Source organism: Prevotella corporis DSM 18810 = JCM 8529, from assembly GCF_000430525.1.
Taxonomy (GTDB): domain Bacteria; phylum Bacteroidota; class Bacteroidia; order Bacteroidales; family Bacteroidaceae; genus Prevotella; species Prevotella corporis.
Genome location: NZ_AUME01000012.1, coordinates 34,074 through 56,097, shown reverse-complemented (window position 1 = coordinate 56,097; position 22,024 = coordinate 34,074). Strand labels below are relative to the sequence as shown.

The 22,024-nt window shown below is 40.8% G+C and carries 11 protein-coding genes; 8 read left to right on the top strand and 3 right to left on the bottom strand.

The features are described 5' to 3' along the window. Nucleotides 1-108: 108 nt before the first annotated feature. Entirely contained in the window at nucleotides 109-3,786 is a 3,678-nt protein-coding gene (ileS, locus tag H515_RS0104055) for an isoleucine--tRNA ligase (RefSeq protein ID WP_028901618.1), read from the bottom strand. Nucleotides 3,787-5,215: 1,429 nt separating this feature from the next. Between ileS and H515_RS0104050 the strand changes: the two genes are divergently transcribed. Further along, nucleotides 5,216-8,575: a UvrD-helicase domain-containing protein gene (locus H515_RS0104050; protein ID WP_025875712.1), complete on the top strand. Its 3,360-nt coding sequence runs from the start codon at nucleotides 5,216-5,218 to the stop codon at nucleotides 8,573-8,575. Between the two features lie 25 nt (nucleotides 8,576-8,600). Then, nucleotides 8,601-11,477 (top strand): PD-(D/E)XK nuclease family protein, encoded by a 2,877-nt coding sequence (locus tag H515_RS0104045; RefSeq protein WP_025875714.1) that lies wholly within the window; start codon nucleotides 8,601-8,603, stop codon nucleotides 11,475-11,477. A gap of 408 nt (nucleotides 11,478-11,885) precedes the next feature. On the opposite strand, the gene H515_RS0104040 is transcribed toward H515_RS0104045, so the two are convergent. Both H515_RS0104040 and mtgA read right to left on the bottom strand, forming a co-directional pair. After that, a complete protein-coding gene (locus H515_RS0104040; RefSeq protein WP_154653637.1) occupies nucleotides 11,886-14,405 on the bottom strand; it encodes an ATP-dependent helicase in 2,520 nt (839 codons plus the stop codon). A 51-nt stretch (nucleotides 14,406-14,456) separates the two neighbouring features. Continuing rightward, complete coding sequence (gene mtgA / locus H515_RS0104035) at nucleotides 14,457-15,146, bottom strand: monofunctional biosynthetic peptidoglycan transglycosylase (protein WP_025875718.1); 690 nt, start codon at nucleotides 15,144-15,146, stop codon at nucleotides 14,457-14,459. A 442-nt stretch (nucleotides 15,147-15,588) separates the two neighbouring features. On the opposite strand from mtgA, the gene glf reads away from it, so the two are divergent. The 6 genes from glf (at nucleotide 15,589) to H515_RS0104005 (ending at nucleotide 22,018) form a co-directional block, all read left to right on the top strand. Beyond that, on the top strand, nucleotides 15,589-16,719 hold the full coding sequence (gene glf, locus H515_RS0104030; protein ID WP_025875720.1) for a UDP-galactopyranose mutase: 1,131 nt from the start codon (nucleotides 15,589-15,591) through the stop codon (nucleotides 16,717-16,719). Next, nucleotides 16,716-17,798, top strand: coding sequence for a GDP-mannose 4,6-dehydratase (gmd, locus tag H515_RS0104025; protein WP_025875722.1), 1,083 nt, complete (start codon nucleotides 16,716-16,718; stop codon nucleotides 17,796-17,798). The genes glf and gmd overlap by 4 nt, the downstream gene beginning before the upstream one ends. A gap of 25 nt (nucleotides 17,799-17,823) precedes the next feature. Further along, a complete protein-coding gene (locus H515_RS0104020) occupies nucleotides 17,824-19,035 on the top strand; it encodes a GDP-L-fucose synthase family protein (protein WP_025875724.1) in 1,212 nt (403 codons plus the stop codon). A 156-nt stretch (nucleotides 19,036-19,191) separates the two neighbouring features. Then, nucleotides 19,192-19,464 carry a hypothetical protein gene (locus H515_RS0104015; protein WP_154653636.1) on the top strand — a complete coding sequence of 91 codons (273 nt, stop codon included), beginning with the start codon at nucleotides 19,192-19,194 and terminating at the stop codon, nucleotides 19,462-19,464. A 6-nt stretch (nucleotides 19,465-19,470) separates the two neighbouring features. After that, nucleotides 19,471-20,178 (top strand): plasmid pRiA4b ORF-3 family protein, encoded by a 708-nt coding sequence (locus tag H515_RS13720; RefSeq protein WP_025875725.1) that lies wholly within the window; start codon nucleotides 19,471-19,473, stop codon nucleotides 20,176-20,178. A gap of 577 nt (nucleotides 20,179-20,755) precedes the next feature. Then, nucleotides 20,756-22,018 carry an AAA family ATPase gene (locus H515_RS0104005; RefSeq protein WP_028901615.1) on the top strand — a complete coding sequence of 421 codons (1,263 nt, stop codon included), beginning with the start codon at nucleotides 20,756-20,758 and terminating at the stop codon, nucleotides 22,016-22,018. Nucleotides 22,019-22,024: the final 6 nt, after the last annotated feature.

Below are 22,024 nucleotides of genomic sequence, written 5' to 3'. Positions count from 1 at the left end.
GAAATTAAAGTGTTAGGTTATTAATAATTTAAATACAGTCGCTTATTTCAAAAGTGATTGCTGAACAACAAGCCGTCATGACTTGACGTTCAGCTCACTTTTTGGCTTTTATGCTTTTTTGACTTGTATGTTAAGTTTGAATGTATCGAATTCAATCTCGGATCCATTGTTGTCGGCAATAACGATTTCATTTGCCAAGACCTGTGTTTTTATCAACTCGCCGAATGCCTCTACTGCTCCGTTGATTTCTTCATTCGGTGCAAGCGTGACGATGATGCGGTCGGTTATCTCAAAACCAGTCTCCTTGCGGATGTTCTGAATGCGGTTGATCAGTTCACGCGCCATGCCCTCCTTGCGCAGTTCGTCAGTGAGTTCTACCTCCAGTGCAACTGTGAGATTGCCCTCGTTGCTGACCAACCACCCGGGAATGTCCTCAGAGATGATTTCCACATCGGTCACATCCACGGTTATTGCCTCGCCTGATAGATCAAAAGAAAACTTGCCGGTATCCTCAAACTGTGCGATTTCCTCTTGCGTAAGTGCGTTCATGCGAGCGGCAACATCTTTCATCAGCTTGCCATATTTCTTACCCATTACACGGAAGTTGCACTTCACTTTCTTTACCAGCACGCCTTGTCCTTCCACAAAATTGAGTTCTTTCACGTTCACTTCGTTCCGGATAAGGTCAGCAACGGCATGTATGTGCTGCTTTTGTTTGTCGTCAACAGCAGGTATCATAATCTGTGCAAGTGGCTGACGCACCTTGATGTTCACCTTTCGGCGCAATGCAAGCACCATCGACGTGATTTTCTGTGCCATTCCCATGCGTGCCTCCAAATCGAGGTCGATGGCTGTTTCGTCGGCAACACACCACTTGTCTAAATGTACGCTCTCCATTTTCCCGCCCAAATCATGATAGAGTTCATCGGCATAGAACGGTGCAAACGGTGCTATCAACTTAGCAACAGTCATTAGACATTGGTAGAGCGAATCGTAGGCACTCTTCTTGTCGGCACTCATTTCCTTTCCCCAGAAACGTTTGCGGTTCAAACGGACATACCAGTTGCTAAGGTCATCGTTCACAAAGGCATCGATAAGTCTGCCTGCCCTGGTGGGATCGTAGCCTTCCAATTCGGCGGTTACACCTTTCACAAGCGAATTGAGTTTAGAGATTATCCATCGGTCGATCTCAGTTGCTGCTTCGCCTAACACTGATTTCCCGTCTTCCAATGCTGGTGCTTCGTAATTGTCCACATTGGCATAGAGGGCAAAGAAGCTGTAAGTATTATATAAGGTGCCGAAGAACTTGCGCCTACACTCGTCCACTCCTTCCGGATCGAACTTGAGATTGTCCCAAGGCTCGCTGTTAGTCATCATGTAGAAGCGCACAGGATCTGCACCGTACTTCTCCATCATCTCGAACGGATTGGTTACATTGCCCACATGCTTACTCATCTTGTTGCCTTTGGCGTCCAGCACAAGTCCTGTGGAAATGACATTCTTGAATGCCACAGAGTCGAAAATTATAGTTGCGATAGCATGGAGCGTGAAGAACCATCCGCGCGTCTGATCTACTCCCTCATTGATAAAGTCTGCCGGGTAGAATGCTGGTGGTACTGCCCTTCCCTTGTAAGTGGAATGAACAAGTTGGTTGCGATATTCGGCTTCGCTCATTCCCGTCTGCCTTAACCCCTCCTCAGCAATTTCGCCTTCAAACGGATAGTGGAGTTGTGCATAGGGCATGGAACCACTGTCGAACCAAACGTCGATAAGATCATCCTCACGGTGCATTGCTTCTCCGTTGTCATTAACCAGCATAATTTCGTCCACATACGGACGATGCAGGTCGATGCGATCGTAATTTTCCTGACTGTAGTCGCCCACAATAAAGCCACGCTCTTTGAGAGGATTTGACTTCATCACGCCCGCAGCCACCGATTTTTCTATCTCTTCATAGAGTTCTTCTACCGATCCGATACATTTTTCATTGCGCTGGTCGTCGCGCCATATCGGCAGCGGCGTTCCCCAGAAGCGCGAACGGCTCAGGTTCCAGTCGTTAAGATTTTCTAACCAGTTGCCGAAACGTCCAGTACCGGTAGATTCTGGTTGCCAATTGATAGTCTTGTTCAGTTCCACCATTCGTGCCTTTGCTGCCGTGTCCTTGATGAACCAACTATCCAAAGGATAATAAAGGACGGGCTTGTCAGTACGCCAGCAGTGTGGATAATTGTGAACGTGTTTCTGAATAATGAAGGCCGTACCCTCCTGTTTCATTTCAAGACAGAGAATGATGTTGAGGTCTTCCGATTTATCAGTTGCTTTCTTGTCCCATACCCCATCCACATTAAACTTCGGGTCGTAAGCGTTCTTCACATAATCGCCTGCATGGCGACCGTAGGCAACTTTATTCACACAAGTCTTTACGAAGTTGGCATCCAACTCCTCGATGTTATAATACTTGCCCTGAAGATCAACCATTGGGCGTGTTTCACCTTTCTTGGAAATCAGATAGAGACACGGAATATTGGCATCTTTTGCCACTTTGGCATCGTCGGCACCGAAAGTAGGCGCAATGTGTACGATACCCGTACCGTCTTCCGTCGTTACATAGTCGCCGAGTATGACACGGAAAGCCTCACTTTCCATTTCTACAAAGCGGTCTCTGCCATCTTCGCTGCTGAAAACCTTGTCGGAATGAGTCGCAGCATAGTCATTAACAAACTTAGGTGCGGACTCGCCCACCTTCTCAACAGGTTTGATCCACTGCATCAACTGTTGGTAGTGAATGCCTTCAAGGTCTGTACCTTTGAGCTTTCCAATCACCCGATAAGGCACATACTTGTCTCCGTGCTGATATTCCGGCAAGTCGCCACCGTCGGAAATCTCACCTTCCAACTTGAGATAGGCTGCCACCCGGCTTTCTGCCATAACGATGGTGGCTTTCGTTGCGGTGTAAGGGTTATAGGTTTCGATAACCACATAGTCGATTTTTGGTCCTACGCAAAGTGCCACATTCGACGGAAGAGTCCAAGGCGTGGTAGTCCATGCCACGAGCGATGGTTTTCCCCATGCGTTGGTGGCGATGCCTTTCTTTGTAATAAGCGTCTGCCAATCAACTTCACGGATAGCAAACTGTGCCGTAACGGTCGTATCTTTCACATCACGATAGCAACCCGGCTGATTGAGTTCGTGACTTGAAAGCCCCGTCCCGGCAGCCGGTGAATAAGGTTGTATGGTGTAGCCCTTATAGAGCAGCCCCTTGTTGTAGAGCTGTTTGAGCAGCCACCACAAGGTTTCTATATACTTGTTGTCATAAGTAATGTAGGGATGATCCAAATCAACGAAGTATCCCATCCTTTCTGTAAGCTGTCGCCATTCCGCAGTAAACTTCATGACGTTCTCCCGACAGCGATGGTTGTATTCCTCTGTAGAGATGTATTTCTCCGACTGTTGGTTGTCAATATCTTTCTTGGTGATGCCCAATTCTTTCTCCACCCCCAATTCTACGGGTAGTCCATGTGTGTCCCATCCAGCCTTTCGGTGAACTTGAAAGCCCTGCATAGTCTTGTAGCGGTTGAAAGTATCTTTGATGGAACGTGCCAATACATGGTGAATACCGGGATGCCCGTTTGCCGAAGGTGGTCCTTCAAAAAAGATGAACTGCGGTTGTCCCTCACGCTCTTCGATACTCTTGTGGAAGATGTCGTTCTTCATCCACTCTGCCAACACGTTATTGTTGGTCGTTACCAAATTCAAGCCATTGTGTTCGGTGAATTTCTTTGCCATATATCTAACTTTGTAATTTCCTTGTTTCTATGAGTATGCAAAGATATAATAATTCCTCGAAACCACCAAAAAAAATAAGTTGCCAGAGTGCACAAATAGGTATTATACCTATATAAGAAATTTCAGCTAATTCTCTTTTGTAAATCCTCATAGGTAGTCAAATGTCATGTACTCTGCCTTGAAAAGGTTCTTAGAAAAGAACATGATGTACTTTTCACTCATAATCTGAAATAAAAAGATGTATGGACACACTTACCCCTTCCATAACTGACTATGGAATCTTAAAATTACCTTGACTTTCGTTAAACATTTTCTTCGTGTTTTGTGACATTTGCTTTGTACCAAGGATGACAGCATTTGCCGTATAGATGCCGAAAAAGAGTAGCACCCTTTCGCTAAGCACATGACGATATTTGGAATAAACAATTCTGACTTGAAAACATCATCGTACTTGCTTCTTGGAACACGCTCTAATAAGTATGCTCTCGAAAAACGAGCCGGTCGTAAAGCTATTGCCTGGAACTCTAAAAGCAGTTTGCTATCTGTCGGAGAGTGCAAGTCACCCTCATAGCAAGTCGCATCCGTCAGACACAGAGCTTTGTTCTTAAGGCTGTTTTTCCATTTGTCGTACAATATGTGTTGAAGGCTATCAATGTCAAGAATTTTTGCAAGACGATTTGCGTATGACCTTTATAAACTTCCTATCAAAGATGTAGAGGAAGAGTTTATGAACACACCACAGAACATCAACTTATGAATAATGCATCCATTGAGCATCTCTATCTGACCGTCGTAAGATAGACCTCTGTTGGGTTTTGAGGAACATGAGAGCGATTCCCACTCTAGTGAAAAAAAAAGACTTCGTCCCTCGCTTACACTTTTGAGTGCAATTAGTATACTCAATTGCCAACTCCATTAGAGGGATTTGGCAATGGATACGTCCAAGTTCACTTTTTACAAAGCTTTCACGATAAGTTTATAAAATATAAAACTCTGTAAAGGGCAAAGCTGGTGTTATATCAGATTTTTTTGTATCTTTACAGCGATTTTTTTTTGAGATTTTCCCCCGTTTTTGCCCGTGATGGGTCTTTCGGGGGTTTTATAATAACATATTACACTGACAAACAATTAGTTAGGATTTACAGAATATCTCTACATTAGGGAGTTCATGATTAAAGAATGAAGGGTTTCAATACCCTAGCTGCTGCTTGCGTAATTCGAAATAATTTCCGAAATTTGCAAATGTGTAAGTTCCATTGTTTTTTCTTTTTTATTCCTTATTATATAAAAAGATAAGGAAAAAGGGGCTTTCACTCCATACTTTCAAAATACAGCAACTCAAACTGACAAACGATTTATAATCCTACATTTTTTCAATAATTCAAATTTATTGGCTACCTTTACAATCAAAATTAGAAATAACTATCTCATGAACAATCCTCTTACCGTATATAAGGCCTCAGCTGGTTCAGGCAAAACTTTTACTTTGGCTGTTGAATACATCTCCCTTCTCATCAAGGAACCTGAAGACTATAGAAAGATATTGGCTGTTACTTTTACAAATAAAGCAACACAGGAGATGAAAATGCGAATCTTGTCGCAATTATACGGCATTGCCAATAATCTGTCATCATCAAAAGATTATTTGGAGCAAGTCAAGCAACGAACAGGATTGTCAAATATAACCATTAGGTCTAATGCACAGATTGTATTATCATTGCTAATCCATAAATATAATGACCTTCGGATTCAGACTATAGATGCATTCTTTCAACATGTTCTTCGTAATCTCGCCCACGAACTGAATCTCACAGCCAACCTAAGAATCGATTTGAACGATGAGCAGATAGAAAGTAAGGCTGTTGACGAACTCATCGAAAATTTGGAAAAAGGTCAACAAGTATTGACATGGATTCGTGATTATATAGATGAGAACATAGAAGAAGACAATGGATGGAATGTTATCTATAAGATTAAAAAGTTTGGGAATAACATTTTTAAAGATTTTTATAAAACACACGAGAAAGCACTTGAAAAGTTATTCAGGGATGAGAAATTCTTTAATATTTACACATCTCAACTTAGAAAAAGAAAGAATTTGCTTCAAAAAAACATGAACAGCATCTCGCAAGAAATATTAAGTATTGTTAGCAATGCAAATGTTGATCATCCGTCTTTTTTCACTCGCTGGTTATATGGTTATTTTCAAAAAAGGGCCAAAGGGAAACTAACAAACGAGACTTCTCCATCTTACATACAATCCTGTATGGAAAGTTCTGATAAGTGGGTAAGTTCCAAATGTCCTACAATTGAAAAGGAAGTCATCATAAACTTAGCATCTTCATGTCTCTGCGAAAAACTAAAAGAACTTGAAGCATCGAGACTTGACAACTGGAAGGAATACCAGTCTATCAGCCTAACATTAGCACACTTATCACAGCTACGACTTTTAAATGCTATTTCCAATACTGTAAACGAGATAAACAAAGAGTCAAATAGATTCATGTTAAGCAACACCCAGTCGCTACTGAAGGAGCTAATGGTCGGTTCTGACACACCTTTTATCTTCGAGAAGATTGGAGCACAACTCAAACACATTATGATTGATGAGTTCCAGGACACCAGTACTATACAATGGGATAACTTCAAAATCTTATTAGATAACTGTATCGCCCAAGCAAACTCACACAGTCTAATTGTTGGCGATATAAAACAAAGTATTTATCGTTGGAGACAAGGCGACTGGCAACTGCTTAATAACATTGAAAATGTGATCCCTGAAAACATATTAGAATTGAAAACTCTAAGACATAACTATAGGTCTGAGGATAGAATTATCAATTTTAACAACGCAATCTTCAAAAATTTAGTTAATATAACGACCGACGAATTGAAGAATTCTGGACTTGAAGAGGCGGAAATTCTGAAAGAAGCCTACGCTGATGTTGAACAAATCGCACATAAAAAGGGAAATAAAGGGTGTATAAGGATTGACCTTTTACCAGAGGATAAAAAAACATATCAACAAAATATCCTGCAACATTTGAGCAATAACGTTAAGGAATTATTGGAAACAGGCCATCAACAAAAAGACATCGCAATTCTTGTACGATCGAAGGGGGTTATCAAGGATATTGCCGATACTCTTATCGGAGAGTTTGACAACAAAATTAACATCGTTTCCGACGAGGCTTTCCGCCTCGATGCCTCACTGGCGGTAAATATTTTGATTGATGCTCTTCACCTTCTGACCCACCCCAATGACTTGCTGACAAGAGGAAAACTTGTCAAAATGTACACACAAAAGGTATTGGAGCGAGGCACGACCGACAGCGAAACATTAATTACTCTTAATTTCCTTTCTGGCAGACAAATGTCAGAGGTAGATAAAGCAAAACTTAAAATAGAAAACACCCAGAAACAAATATCAAAATTTAACGAGTCCCTTCCAAAAGAATTTATTGAACAACGTGAGAAACTTTTGGAAATGCCCCTACTTGACTTGGTTGACCATCTGTTTTCCCTTTTTAATCTTGACACATTAAAGGGTCAAAGCGCTTATATTTGTACTTTCTACGACACGCTCAATGAATATTTACGGGATAATTCCGCAGATATTGATGATTTTATCAAAGAATGGGAAAACACATTTTCGTCAAAGACTATTCAGAGTGATGAAATTGAAGGAATACGTCTTATTACAATCCACAAAAGCAAGGGATTGGAATTCGATAATGTGCTAATTCCCTTTTGTGACTGGACATTGGAACAAAACGACACAATTTGGTGTGACACGTTTGGTAAAGAAGCTCCATTCAACGAGATACCAATCGTCCCCATTGACTTTTCAAAGAATGCAATGAAAGGAACAGTTTATGAGAGCGACTACCAGCACGAGCATTTTCAGAACACAATCGATAACCTAAATCTGCTTTATGTAGCATTTACCCGTGCTGGCAAGAACTTATTCGTATCAGGAAAACGCATGAGTGCCAAGACATTGAAAGAAAAAGAGAACAATCTTACCACGAACAACCGCTCTCAAGGCATTGAGCTTTGCCTGGAAAATATTACCAAAGATTTGAAAGACGCGATTTTAAAAATCCCAGATTCTGAGAAAGAGCCAATACATTTTGAATACGGCACGTTAGAGATCATTGACGATGAACTGGAGAATTCTGATAAAAAGACAAAGAAGTTGGAACTCAATCCTTTCCTTGCTTCAATCCAAACCAAACATATAAAAATAGAAACATTCCCCCACACTGTTGAGTTCAGACAAAGCAATAAAAGCCATGAATTTGTTTGCGGAGAAGACACAGAATTTTCAGACAAGAACAAGTACATTAAAACCGGAAACATCCTTCACGAACTGTTTTCGACCATCTATTCATTAGACGATATTCCTGGCAAATTGAACGAGCTTGAACAAGAGGGTATTATCTATAATGATGAAATAACGATTGAAAAGTTGAAAAAGAAAATAGACTTTGCTCTACAGAAAGCACAAGTCAGAGACTGGTTTTCAGACAGATGGACACTATTCAATGAATGTACAATACTTCAGTATGATCCATCCGCAGATGAAACTTTGGAGCATCGTCCAGACCGTGTCATGACGGACGGCAACGAAATGATTGTCGTCGATTTTAAATTTGGAAAAGAAAGAGAAGAATATAAGCGACAAGTCAAGAGATATATGCAATTATTGGCAGACATGGGACATGCCAATATTAAAGGTTTCTTGTGGTACGTCATGAACGGAAACATCGCTGAAGTAAAACTTTAACCAAGCTACACATTCAAATTAGACAATGAACACTTTTATATCAAACATAGCAAATGATTTAATAGAAAGGTTCGGAACAAACCTTGCACACATAGCCGTTGTGTTTCCAAACAAGAGAGCTGCACTTTTCTTGAATCAGGAATTGGCAAAAATCGCCGATGGACCAATATGGAGTCCAGCCTACATCACCATTTCCGAACTGTTCAGACAGCAATCGAATTTGACCGTTGCTGATCCTATAAAAAGCCTTTGTGACTTATACAAGAGTTACACCTCTATCACAGGACGAAACGAAGATCTTGACGAATTTTATGGTTGGGGACAACTATTACTGGCTGATTTTGACGACATTGACAAGAACATGGCTGATGCCAAACAGCTATTTAGCAACGTTCAGAACATTCATGAACTTGACACAATAGATTATCTTTCGGACCACCAGAAAGAGGAACTGCAGCGCTTTTTTGCCAATTTTACTGGTGATACCAGTATTTTAAGAGAGAGATTCATCACACTGTGGAGTAAGCTATACGACGTTTATAACGACTTCAAGGCTAGGCTTAGCAGACAGGGGTTGGCATACGAAGGCATGCTTTACCGCGAAGTTATTGAGAGTGACAACATTCCATCCCAATACGACCAATACCTCTTCATTGGATTCAATGTCCTACAGAAAGTTGAACAGAAATTGTTCGCTTCACTTCAGAAAGAGGGCAAGGCTCAATTTTATTGGGATTACGACAACTATTACTTTAAAGGGTTCAATGAAGCGGGTGTCTATATAAAGCGCTGGCTCGAAATCTTCCCAAATTCATTGGAGAATCGCGCCAACCCACTGTACGACTGCTTTGAAAAAGAGAAGGATATCCAATTTATCTCCGCTCCTACGGAGAATCTTCAGGCAAGATACATAACAGAATGGCTCCGTGAAAACAACAGATACAAGGATGGTAAAAGAACAGCCATTGTGATGTGCGATGAGAATTTGCTCAAGACAGTGATACACTGTGTACCGCCAGAGGTGGACTCAATCAACGTAACAACTGGATTTCCACTCCAACAAGCTCCCATTTCATCGATGATTTCTCAACTCATAACATTGCAAACTGACGGATATTCTGTCAGGGAAAACGCCTTTAAACTGCATTATGTCAACAGGATTTTGCGACATCCCTATGGTAAGTACATCACTGATGAAGCTGAGGAATTGCTCCAAAAATTCAATGAAACAAAACAATTCTATATCAAGACAAGCGACAACTCCATTTTCAGACATATCCCACACGATAAATCCCACATGAACGAACTTGTAAGTTGGTTAGCTCAACTTACGCGGACAATAGCCACCAATGGCGCCGATTATGGCAATCCACTTTTCCAAGAATCTACTTTTAGGATGTACACTCTGCTCAATCGCCTTTCAGAGTTAATGGAACAAGGCGACTTAATAGCCGATTTCGTTGTCTTCAGGCGCCTACTTTCACAGTTAATCAGCTCGACGAGCATACCTTTTCATGGAGAACCAGCCAAGGGCGTTCAAGTCATGGGAGTACTGGAGACCCGAAACCTCGATTTCGACCACGTGCTGCTACTCTCATGCAACGAAGGGAATATGCCAAAGGGAGTCGATGATGTTTCGTTCATACCGCACCTCATTCGAAAAGCTTACGGTTTGACCACAATCGACAACAAAGTATCTATCTACAGCTATTACTTTCATAGCATATTGCAGCGAGCCAAGGACGTAACGATTCTTTATAATAATTCAACACAAGGCAGCAAAACAGGGGAAATGAGCCGTTTCATGCTACAGCTGTTGGTAGAATTGAATCAGCCCATACAACGGCTTGCGCTACAAGCAGGACAAGAGCCGATGAAATGGAACACGGTTGACATTGAGAAAGACAGCATTGTCGAGGAAAAACTAAATCAAATATCGTACTTTTCTCCCACTGCTATCAATTCTTACCTCAGATGTCCGCTGATATTCTACTACAAATATATTACTGGTCTGTCAGAACCTATCGACAACGATGAAGACGATATCGACAATAGAATCTTTGGTAACATCTTCCACTGTGCCGCACAGCTGATGTACGAACAGTTATTACCCAAGGAAAGGATAACAAAGGAAAACATAGAGTATGTTCTGAAAACTGGTAAATCAGCTCAATCGATGACAGAGACCAATGGCAACGCAACGTTAGACAGTGTCATCACAGAGGCATTCGCACGGGAACTTTTCCAATTCAAACCAGGAACGAAGAAACATCCAAAACTAAACGGATTACAAATCATAAACCGCGAAGTCATCGAGAAATATCTAAGACGACTCCTAAAATTGGATATGAAAACTGCCCCTATGAGAGTTATCAGACACGAGTTTGATGTTTACAAGGAAATTACCATCAAAGTAAAAGACAAGGAGAAACAACTGTCAATTGGTGGCAGAATTGACAGATTGGATGAGATAGACCTGAACTCGCCCTCATCAAGGCTTCGCGTTGTTGATTACAAGACAGGAAACAAGGTCGCAAAAGAATTAAAAAGCGTCGATGAGATTTTCAATCCTGACAACATACTGGAAAAGAAAAGCGACTATACCCTTCAGGCAATGCTCTACAGTATTATAGAAACAACCGACGACAAGAAATATAATCAGCATCATCAACCAGTCAGCCCAGCTCTTCTGTTCATTCAACATTCAGGTGGCGAAGACTACACCCCAGTATTATCACTTGGAGGAAATGAAATCGTGAATGCAACCGAATATGCAGATGAATTCTATCCATTATTAATCGAAAAGTTAGAAGAGATATTCAATATAGAGGTCCCTTTCAGGCCTACAACTAAGATAAAAACATGTGAATATTGTCCATACAAAATGCTGTGTGGCAGATAATAATCCTATAAAACTAAAGTCGGACTTGAATCTGAAAGTTCACTATACAATATTGACAGCACCGCTTTCCGTCATTTCCTATCTGCTTGTCGGCATTCGGTAGGCTAACAAAATCACCACCATCGCCAATGACTGGATTTGAGTAAAACAACAAAATTAACAACTAACTTGAGTTAATATAACATTACCGGCTATCAATACATGATGTATCGTTGTACGAAAGGTCAACTATTACCCTTCAAAAGATAACCTTTGGAGGGATAAAAGCCATGCTCTTAAATCGATGACGATATCTACCTGATTATCAATCCTCTAAATTTAGTCGAAAATTGGGAATTATTGATGGATTAGCCAGTGGGAAGAAAGATTCCTCAAACGGATTCGATAACTCCCAAACCACAGTAGAAATCAAAGAACTTTATACTTTGCGAACTTCAATAATAGCTGTTTGGTGCCCGTATTGCGAAATTCAACAGTAGCTTTAACGTTTTCTCCTACGCCCTCTATTTTCAAAACTATTCCAATACCAAATCGCTGGTGTTCAATTGTCGCCCCTTCATAGATCCCACCATGATTTGACTGCATGGCATTCTCCCCATCCGAAGCGGACGTAGATGATGAATTTGACCGCCCACCATTTGCTAAGGCAGTCGAAAGTTTTCTGAAATTTCCTCCCTCACTCAGCAAACGGCTTTTGGTTCTACTTGAAAGTGGATCAACAGCTTGCTCATAACCTCTTGGTCTTGTGACTTTAGATTTTAAATCAGCCCTAAATTGACTTGCCACTGGCTTGGAGTTCTGCCATTTGTCTTTCCTTTGATTATAATTTTGCTTCCATGAACTGGCATCACGATTACGGCTATATGGATTAAAATCCCTGAAATCATCGGCTATTTCTCGTCTATCCCATCCAGTACCTACGGTTTTTGAAGCAAAGGAAGAAAAATTAGTATCATCGGTATCAATATAGCGTTTGTCAATATCCTGTAAGAAGCGACTTGGGTTATCGAACTGTAACGATCCATAACGAAATCTATTTTTGGCATTAGTTATAATACATCGCTTTTCTGCTCGTGTAATTGCAACATAGAACAAACGGCGTTCTTCCTCAAGCTCTCGTTTTGAACCTAAGGACATGGGGATAGGGAATATATTTTCCTCCATTCCAACGATAAAAACGATTGGAAACTCTAACCCTTTTGCAGCATGAATTGTCATCAAGGTGACCTTCGGAGCGTCATCATCGTCACTATCTTGGTCTGAATAGAGCGCTACCTCTTGAAGAAAGTCGGTAAGATAGGTTTCCTCCCCCCTGCCCTGCTCGCGATTTTCTATCACAAACGTTTGCATGGCCGACAAAAATTCTTCCAAATTTTCTTGTCGGGCTAAATCCTCCGGCTCTTTGCTCTTATATAAATCTGCGGAAATTCCGCTCATTTTGATGATCTCCTTACCCAACTCATAAGCATCGACTTTCGCTAATTGCTTAATAAAATCCGTGATAAGCATCACGAAATCCGACAATTTGGACGACACACTCTTACTGATGTCCAACCCATAGACATCAGGAGATTTGACAACTTTCCATAGACTCACCTTGTTCTGCTGTGCACAATTGACAATTTTCAGTAGTGTAGTGCTGCCAATTCCACGTGTTGGATAATTGATGATTCGGCGAAAGGCCTCTTCGTCATCAGTATTGGCAACCATTCTGAAATAGGCAATGATGTCCTTGATTTCCTTTCGCTGGTAAAACGACATTCCGCCATAGATTTTGTAACGGACGTCATTCTTCCTCAGCTCATCTTCGAACGAGCGACTCTGCGCATTGGTTCTGTAAAGTATGGCAAAATCATCGAATGACAGGCCATCACTCCGTCTCAATCGCTGAATCTCCTTTACCACAACCATTGCTTCTTCCCTATCGCTATAACAAGGTTTATAAGCAATCTTGTGCCCTTCATCTTCTCTTGAATAAACATCCTTAGGTATCTGACGTTCATTATGTTTCATTAAAGAATTAGCAGCTTGTACAATAAATTGGGTTGAACGATAATTCCGCTCCAATTTAAAAAGTTTTGCCTCCTGAAACTTGTTCTTGAAATCAAGGATGTTGTCAATATTTGCGCCTCGGAATGAGTAAATGCTTTGATAATCATCGCCTACGACACAAACATGCCTATGCTTGTCAGCAAGCAGTTGAACAATAGAAACTTGCACATAGTTTGTGTCTTGATACTCGTCAACCAATAGATATTGGAATCTTTCTGCATATTTGGCCCTGATATCTTCGTTATTCTTTAAGAGCTGATAGGTATTCAAAAGTAAATCATCGAAATCCATCGCATTGGCCTGCCTGCACCTTGCCTCATAGGCAGCATATATCTGCCCCAATGCTGGTTTTCCCGTCTCACGGTCTCTCTCCAATGCAGCTCTGTCATTGGCATAATCCTCGGCTGTAATCAAATGATTCTTTGCCATGGAAATAATTCCGTGCACAACAGCTGGTTTATAAACCTTTTCATCAAGCTCTAACCCTTTGATAATACTTTTCAATAAAGATCGGGAATCAGTTTCATCATATATAGTAAAATTGGGATTATATTGGACGTGCTCGGCCTCAGCACGCAGAATACGGGAAAAGACAGAGTGGAAAGTTCCCATATACAAATGGTTTGCTTTCTCACGGCCGACCAAGGCCGCAATCCGCTCTTTCATCTCCTTAGCTGCCTTATTGGTAAAAGTGAGCGCAAGAATATTGTAAGGCTCTAATCCCAGCTTTATCAGATAGGCAACTTTGTAAGTCAGCACTCTCGTTTTGCCGGAGCCAGCACCGGCTATGACCAGCGACGGACCTTCACAGTATTCAACAGCCTCGCGTTGGTTTTCATTCAAATTTGCCAACAAGTCACGAGTATTATCATTCATCTTCATATCAATCGTATTCTAATCTCCTCTAAGTAAGAACTGGTTAGAATCTCAATGTTCTTTAGGGAATGGAGAAATATTTTTCATCTGATTTTCTATCTGACGCAGGCGTTTTCTCATGTAAGGGCCAGGGCTTTTGGATGAAAAGCGACGGGGGTTGGGCAATGTGGCGGCTATGAGCGCACAATCTCCCCTACTCAAGTTTTTAGCGTCGATACCAAAGTTTTGCTTCGCACATGCTTGCACACCGTAGATTCCATCTCCCATTTCAATGGAATTTAAATATACCTCCATGATTCGTTGCTTACTCCACATCATTTCTATAAAGAAAGTAAAATAGGTCTCGAGTCCTTTACGAACCCATGAACGACCTTGCCATAGAAAAACATTCTTGGCCGTTTGCTGCGAGATAGTAGAGCCGCCTCGCAGTTTCTTACCGTCCATCAAATGCTCCTTGGCGGCCTGCTCAATAGCCTGATAATCGAAGCCATGGTGAGTTAAGAATCGTTGGTCTTCACTTGCCATTACTGCAACAGGCATAGACTTTGGCATTTCACTTAAAGGAATCCATTCATGATAAAGTTTAACATCTTCACCATTTGACATTTGTTCGAAGCAACGAGAGAACATTAAGGGGGTAAAATAAATAGGGATAAACCTATAAACCACAACTGCCAAAATGGTTGAAACAAATATCATCCCAACTGACCATCGAATTACTTTTAGAACTTTCTTAACCATAATGATTGCAAAGTTACAAAAAACTCGAAATATGCTGATCTGATTAAGAAATTTTATATGCAGCCAAATAGAAAAGTGAAAGAACGGAAATAAGAATTAGAAGAAAGATGATCGCAATTTAGAACATCCGTGGCAATAAATTATACAATCTGTAATTTTTCTCGACAATTTAGCGGGTTGATCATTGGTATTACCGATTATTATTTCTATCTTTGCAGTCAAATAATCAAAAAATCTGACTCAAGTTACTCTGCGGGCTTCAACAGCCTATATGTGGAGGTTGTTGTTAGAATTAAAATTTATAGTCCTTTTGTCACATAAAGAGGATAAGATTCTTATTTCTAATTTGCACCTCAAAAGAGTAATTTTACAAATTGATCTTTTCTTAGATTACTTTTCAGAATTTCCATTCTCTGATTATTATACAACCATCTGATTGTCCGTGGCAGAATACGATTACCTCATAGTTGGCGCAGGCTTGTTCGGCTCGATGTTCGCGTATCAAGCTAAGAGAAAAGGCAAAAAATGTCTCGTGATTGACAAGCGTCCTCAACTTGGCGGAAATCTCTATTGTGAAAATAAGGAGGGTATTAACATACACAAGTATGGAGCACATATTTTCCATACCAACAGCAAGCGTGTATGGAACTTTGTAAATTCGTTGGTTGAGTTCAATCGCTATACCAATTCTCCTGTTGCAAATTATCAAGGGAAATTATACAATCTTCCGTTTAACATGAACACCTTCTATCAGATGTGGGGAGTCACCACACCCGAAGAAGCAGAAAAGAAGTTGGAGGCACAACGGTTCGAGGCCATCGAAAAGATGCGGACCGAGGGGATTCAAGAACCCCGAAACCTTGAAGAGCAGGCCCTGTCTCTTATCGGCAAGGACATCTACGAAAGACTGATAAAGGGATATACCGAAAAACAATGGGGGCGAAAATGCACAGATCTCCCTGCATTCATTATCAAACGCCTCCCCATTCGTTTGATTTTCGACAACAACTATTTCAATGATGGCTATCAGGGAATACCCAAAGAAGGGTATAACAAGCTCATAGAAGCCTTGCTCGAAGGTGTAGAGACCAAAGTGGACATGAACTTCTTTGATTATTCTGATGATTGGAAAAAGATTGCAGACAAATTGGTTTTTACAGGAAAAATTGATGAATTTTTCAACTATCAATTGGGAAAACTTGAATACCGCACTGTACGTTTTGAGGAAGAAATAATCAATTCTGCAAACTATCAAGGCAATGCCGTCATCAACTACACTGACGCAAAAGTTCCATATACACGAATAATTGAGCACAAACATTTCGAATTGTTCGGACAAGACATTAACAAATGCCCAAAGACAATCATATCGAAAGAGTTCTCAACAGAATGGCAACCGGGGATGGAACCATATTATCCAGTCAATGACGAAAGGAACAATTCCCTTTATCAACGATATAAAAAATTGGCAGACAAAGAGGCAAATGTAATTTTTGGCGGTCGTCTGGCAGAATACAAATATTACGACATGGCACCTATCGTAGATAGAGTGCTTAACATGGAAATTAAATGACAACAAACAAAGTAGCATTAATCACAGGAATCACAGGACAAGACGGGAGCTATCTCGCAGAGTTTTTAATCGACAAGGGATATGAAGTGCACGGACTTCTACGAAGAAGTTCATCATTCAACACACAACGAATAGAGCATCTCTACCTTGATGAGTGGGTTCGCGACATGAAGAAGCAGCGACTTGTCAACCTTCATTGGGCCGACATGACCGACTCGTCGTCGCTCATTAGAATTATTGGTGAGATTAAGCCGACAGAAATATACAATCTTGCAGCACAGAGCCACGTAAAAGTCAGCTTCGAAGTGCCGGAATATACAGCGGAAACCGATGCCGTGGGGGTATTGAGGTTGCTTGAAGCTGTGAGAATATGTGGACTTGAAAAATCTTGCCGGATATATCAGGCCAGCACATCAGAATTATTTGGACAAGTTCAGGAAATTCCTCAGAAGGAAACGACACCATTTTATCCGCGCTCACCTTATGCTGTTGCAAAATTGTATGGCTTTTGGATCATAAAAAATTATCGCGAGAGCTACAATATGTATTGCTGCAACGGAATATTGTTCAATCATGAAAGTGAACGACGAGGCGAAAATTTCGTAACAAGAAAAATTACGTTGGCAGCAGCGCGAATTGCACAAGGTTTTCAAGACAAACTATATCTTGGCAACCTGAATGCTCTGCGCGACTGGGGCTATGCAAAAGACTATGTGGAATGTATGTGGCTGATTCTCCAACAGGACAAGCCAGAGGACTTTGTAATTGCCACAGGCGAATATCACAATGTAAGGGATTTTGCCACCCTGGCCTTCCATCATGTTGGAATTGACTTGGAATGGCAAGGTGAAGGCATCAATGAAAAGGGAATCGACAAAGCGACAGGAAAATCACTGGTTGAGGTGGATCCACAATATTTCCGCCCATCTGAAGTTGAGCAATTGTTAGGAGATCCTACAAAAGCAAAAGAAAAACTTGGTTGGAACCCACGCAAGACAAGCTTTGAAGAACTCGTAAGAATCATGGTTGAACATGATATAAAGTTTGTGAAGAAAATACATTTGAAATCACAAATTTAATAGTAGATAATTCTTTATATTGGATATGACTTTAACGCCTGAATCTAAAATATATATTGCCGGACATCGTGGACTTGTCGGCTCTGCCATTTGGAACAATCTCTTACAACGAGGCTACACCAATCTCGTCGGTAGAACTCATTCTGAATTAGACCTGACGAATCAGCAAGATGTTGACGATTTTTTCTGCAATGAACGACCCGATGCGGTTGTGTTAGCAGCTGCATTTGTGGGTGGAATTATGGCAAATAGCCTTTACAGAGCAGACTTCATCATGCAAAATATGATGATACAGTGCAACGTCATCTCAAGTACTTATAAATACAAAGTACAGAAACTTCTTTTTCTGGGTTCAACTTGCATCTATCCAAAGAATGCTCCACAGCCCATGAAAGAAGATGCGTTGCTCACCTCACCATTAGAATATAGTAACGAGGAATATGCGATAGCAAAGATTGCTGGATTGAAAATGTGCGAGAGCTATAATTTTCAATACGGAACGAATTATATTGCCGTGATGCCCACCAATCTCTATGGTCCAAATGACAACTTTCATTTGGAGAACAGCCATGTGATGCCGGCTATGATGCGCAAAATCTATTTAGCAAAGCTCATCAATGAGAACAACTGGGATGCCATTCGGGTGGACATGAACAAGCGACCGATTAATCCCGTTAAAGCCTTGGCAGAAAAAATAGGAAAAGACAATGTTGACGGCGAGTGCTGTAAAGAACGTATCTTGCAGGCATTGAGGTTTTATGGCATCGAAGATAATCGAGTAACTCTTTGGGGAACGGGCTCGCCACTGCGTGAGTTTCTTTGGAGTGAGGATATGGCAGATGCTTCGGTACACATCCTTCTAAATGTAGATTTTAAGGATATTATCGGCATAGACAAGTATTCGAGCGTGTTTTACGGCACTGCTACTGATGGAGAAGTAGATCGCAACAATAGCGAGGGGCGTGGCGGTGCCATTCCCTCCCTTGGCGAGATACGCAACTGTCATATCAACATAGGTACGGGAAAGGAGCTGACCATCAAGCAACTCTCCGAACTCATTGTACGAACCGTTGGCTTCACGGGAACCGTTGTGTGGGATGAAAGCAAACCCGACGGTACTCCACGCAAGCTCATCAATGTGTCAAAACTTCACTCTTTAGGTTGGACGCACAAGGTGGAAATAGAGCAGGGCGTGCAGAAGTTGTACGACTGGTACAGGCAGTCGCTGCAAGGATAAAGAAGTAATAGACTGCTAAAGAATACATTTTAATTTAATAATATGTACAAGGATGTGAACAAAAAACATACTCCGCAAACATTTTACGCAGCTGATAAATACGGTCATAAATGGGAATTGACAGTAGACGGCAAACTTGTTAGCTCATATTAGAGTGTGGATTGCCTGCAGGTGGGTACAGGAAGCTATGAGTCTCAGCTTATTCGTTTAGAAACCACAACACCGTTTAAGGATGTGGATTTAGTAAGAGTGTCCACAGATATGGCAAAAGGACGAAAAGGGAGAGGTTACGAAGTAAGCATGACCCTCGGTTTGGATAATGACAAGTTCAGTAGTACACGTAAATACACAAAAAAAGAAGATCTCAATGATGACCTAAGTAATTTATATATTACTAAGGGTAACATAGATAGTGATAAGATTAATTGATTTCAGATGACAAATAAAAAGACAAAAATCATAAAGCAGACACAGCCAGAGCCAATATTCGATTTGCAACTGCATGATATCGATGCGTTGGCGGATGCTTTGCAATCATTCGCTGGAGGTAACAAGTTCATAGCACGTATGACGACGACAAGTCCAAGAGGAAAGAAGGGACTGAAACTCACCTATCAGTTCAAGATTAAGTTGCGAGGTATCACCAAGCCACCCGTATGGCGGCGTGTGTTGGTACCTGCCAACTTCACCTTCTCAGGATTCCATGCCGTAATTCAAGAGGCGTTCGGCTGGTGGAACGAACATCTGTATAGCTTTGGAGACACACCTTACAGTCATGTGCTGACGATAGCCGAGATACATGAGGATGATTGGGGCGATGCTCCCGACTATAATGCCCGCGAGTTCACGGTGGGAGAGTTTTATGGAGAAAAGCTCGCTCCTAAGCATAAACTCTGTTACGTTTACGATTTCGGTGATGACTGGATTCACGACATCACGCTTGAGGACATTATAGAAGAATTGCATCCCCATGCCTCGTGTACGGCTGGCAAAGGAGCTTGCCCCGAAGAAGATTGTGGCGGATCGTGGGGATATGAAGATATGAAAGAATACGGAGAGGTTGAGGATTCCAAATACTTTGACTTGGAAGCGGCTAAAGCATCTGTAGAAGCGGTTGAACCCGAAGGATATGAACCATGGTGATACAATAGTATGTTAATCAAAAAAATGTGGGATAAGTCTATTAGCATGGAAACCAAATACCTCCTACACACAAACTGACGGCTTGTGTTTTTCCATAAAACAGCTGAGATAGCTTTATAACCCCCGACGTTTTATAGTAGATTCGTCAAATAATAATATCGACACCAATGGAAACTCATCGAAAATGATGCAAGCAGATCCACGCCAAATCCTTCGATTTTGATATTGAAGAAGAGTGGGGAAATGGGTGGGAGTATAATGTTCTTGAGTTTGTTAGAGGATGCCGTAAGTTTAAACGGAAGAAAACCACCAGTTTCGACCACAATACCTTTCCCGTCGACAAATCGGCACTTGATATATAAAAGATAATGGTGACATACGAAGTGATAAAGAAATGGAAATGTAAGTGCGATAACCCTTCCGGCATCGACATGGAGAAAGTGCTACGGATGTTCTGAAAAAAAGGATTGTAGCAGTATATAGCAACAGCTACTTTTTCAAGTCGTTTGAATCATAGAAATTTAACCTATCATAAAAGCACTGATTTGAAATATAGCAACAATTATACAGAATCCCAATGAAGAAAATAATTATAAAAGTACATAAATTCGGTCCTTTAAAAAATGTACAGTTTCAATTGGCACCATTTATGATTTTTACAGGAAAATCTAAATTAGGAAAGAGTTATGCCAATTACCTTACATATTATTTTTTTAACAGTCTTTTAGATTTTGAAGAGATGACAGGCTTCTATAAAGAGTTTGCCAAAGATCAAGACTCGGGAGAATTTATAATTACCGAGGAGATGCTGTCATCTTATCTGAATGAGCATGTAGAAAATTTTATGCGTTCGTTTTTGGGTGATCCGGATTTGGAATGTCATGTAGAGTATCAATTCTTGGATTTTGGTAACCCCATATCTGTTTCATATCAAAAAATAAAAGTTACAGAAGAAGACAGAGAAAAAGGAGCAAAAGACTTGGTGAGACTAACCATTAATGGGGATTCTTTTTCACAACGCGTATTCCTATCAGTTGATACAACGGTTGCGCTTTCATTAAAGTTTTATATTTTTCGTATATTGTCGGGATATTCCTATATGCGAGCACTTCTCTTTCCACCGGCTAATGGAGCATTGGTTAACGCGGATTATTCCATCATAAATTCTGTTGTGCAAGACAATAAGAGGGGAATGTATAATCGGTTCTTATTGGATAATAACTATTGCACAACTTGTGATGAAACAGAGAGCAAATCGGACTATTTCTCTTCTATACAAGAGATTGTGGGCGGAGACATTATCACAAAAAATAACAAGGAATATTTGGTTTTGTCCGATGGAAAACATATTAATATGTCTGCGGCAGCTTCATCCATTAAGGAAATAAGCCCGTTACTTTATCTTCTTAAGAACAATCCAGAAGCAAGAGCTTCTGTGTGTTTGGAGGAGCCGGAAGCACATTTGCATCCAGCAATGCAAATAGCTGTTGCTGATTTGATAGCACAATGTATCAATAGAAATTATATATTTACTATTACCACTCATAGTGACTATTTCTTGGACAGAATTAATCAGTTAATTAAATTAGGAAATATTCGAGCAAAAGACAAGGAAAAATTTAATGCTTATAGTGTAAAGAATTGTATAAGTCCGTTAGTCTTTATAGATTCGTCAATGGTCAAGGCGTATTATTTCCATCAAGAGAACACATCATCTCAAGTCATTATAGACGATTTGTCAATTAACGAGGGAGGTATCCCGATGCTGACTTTTTTTGAGACGGTTACAAAAATGAGAGAACAGGACGAGGAGATTAACGCATTGCTTTTTAACTGTTAACGGGGG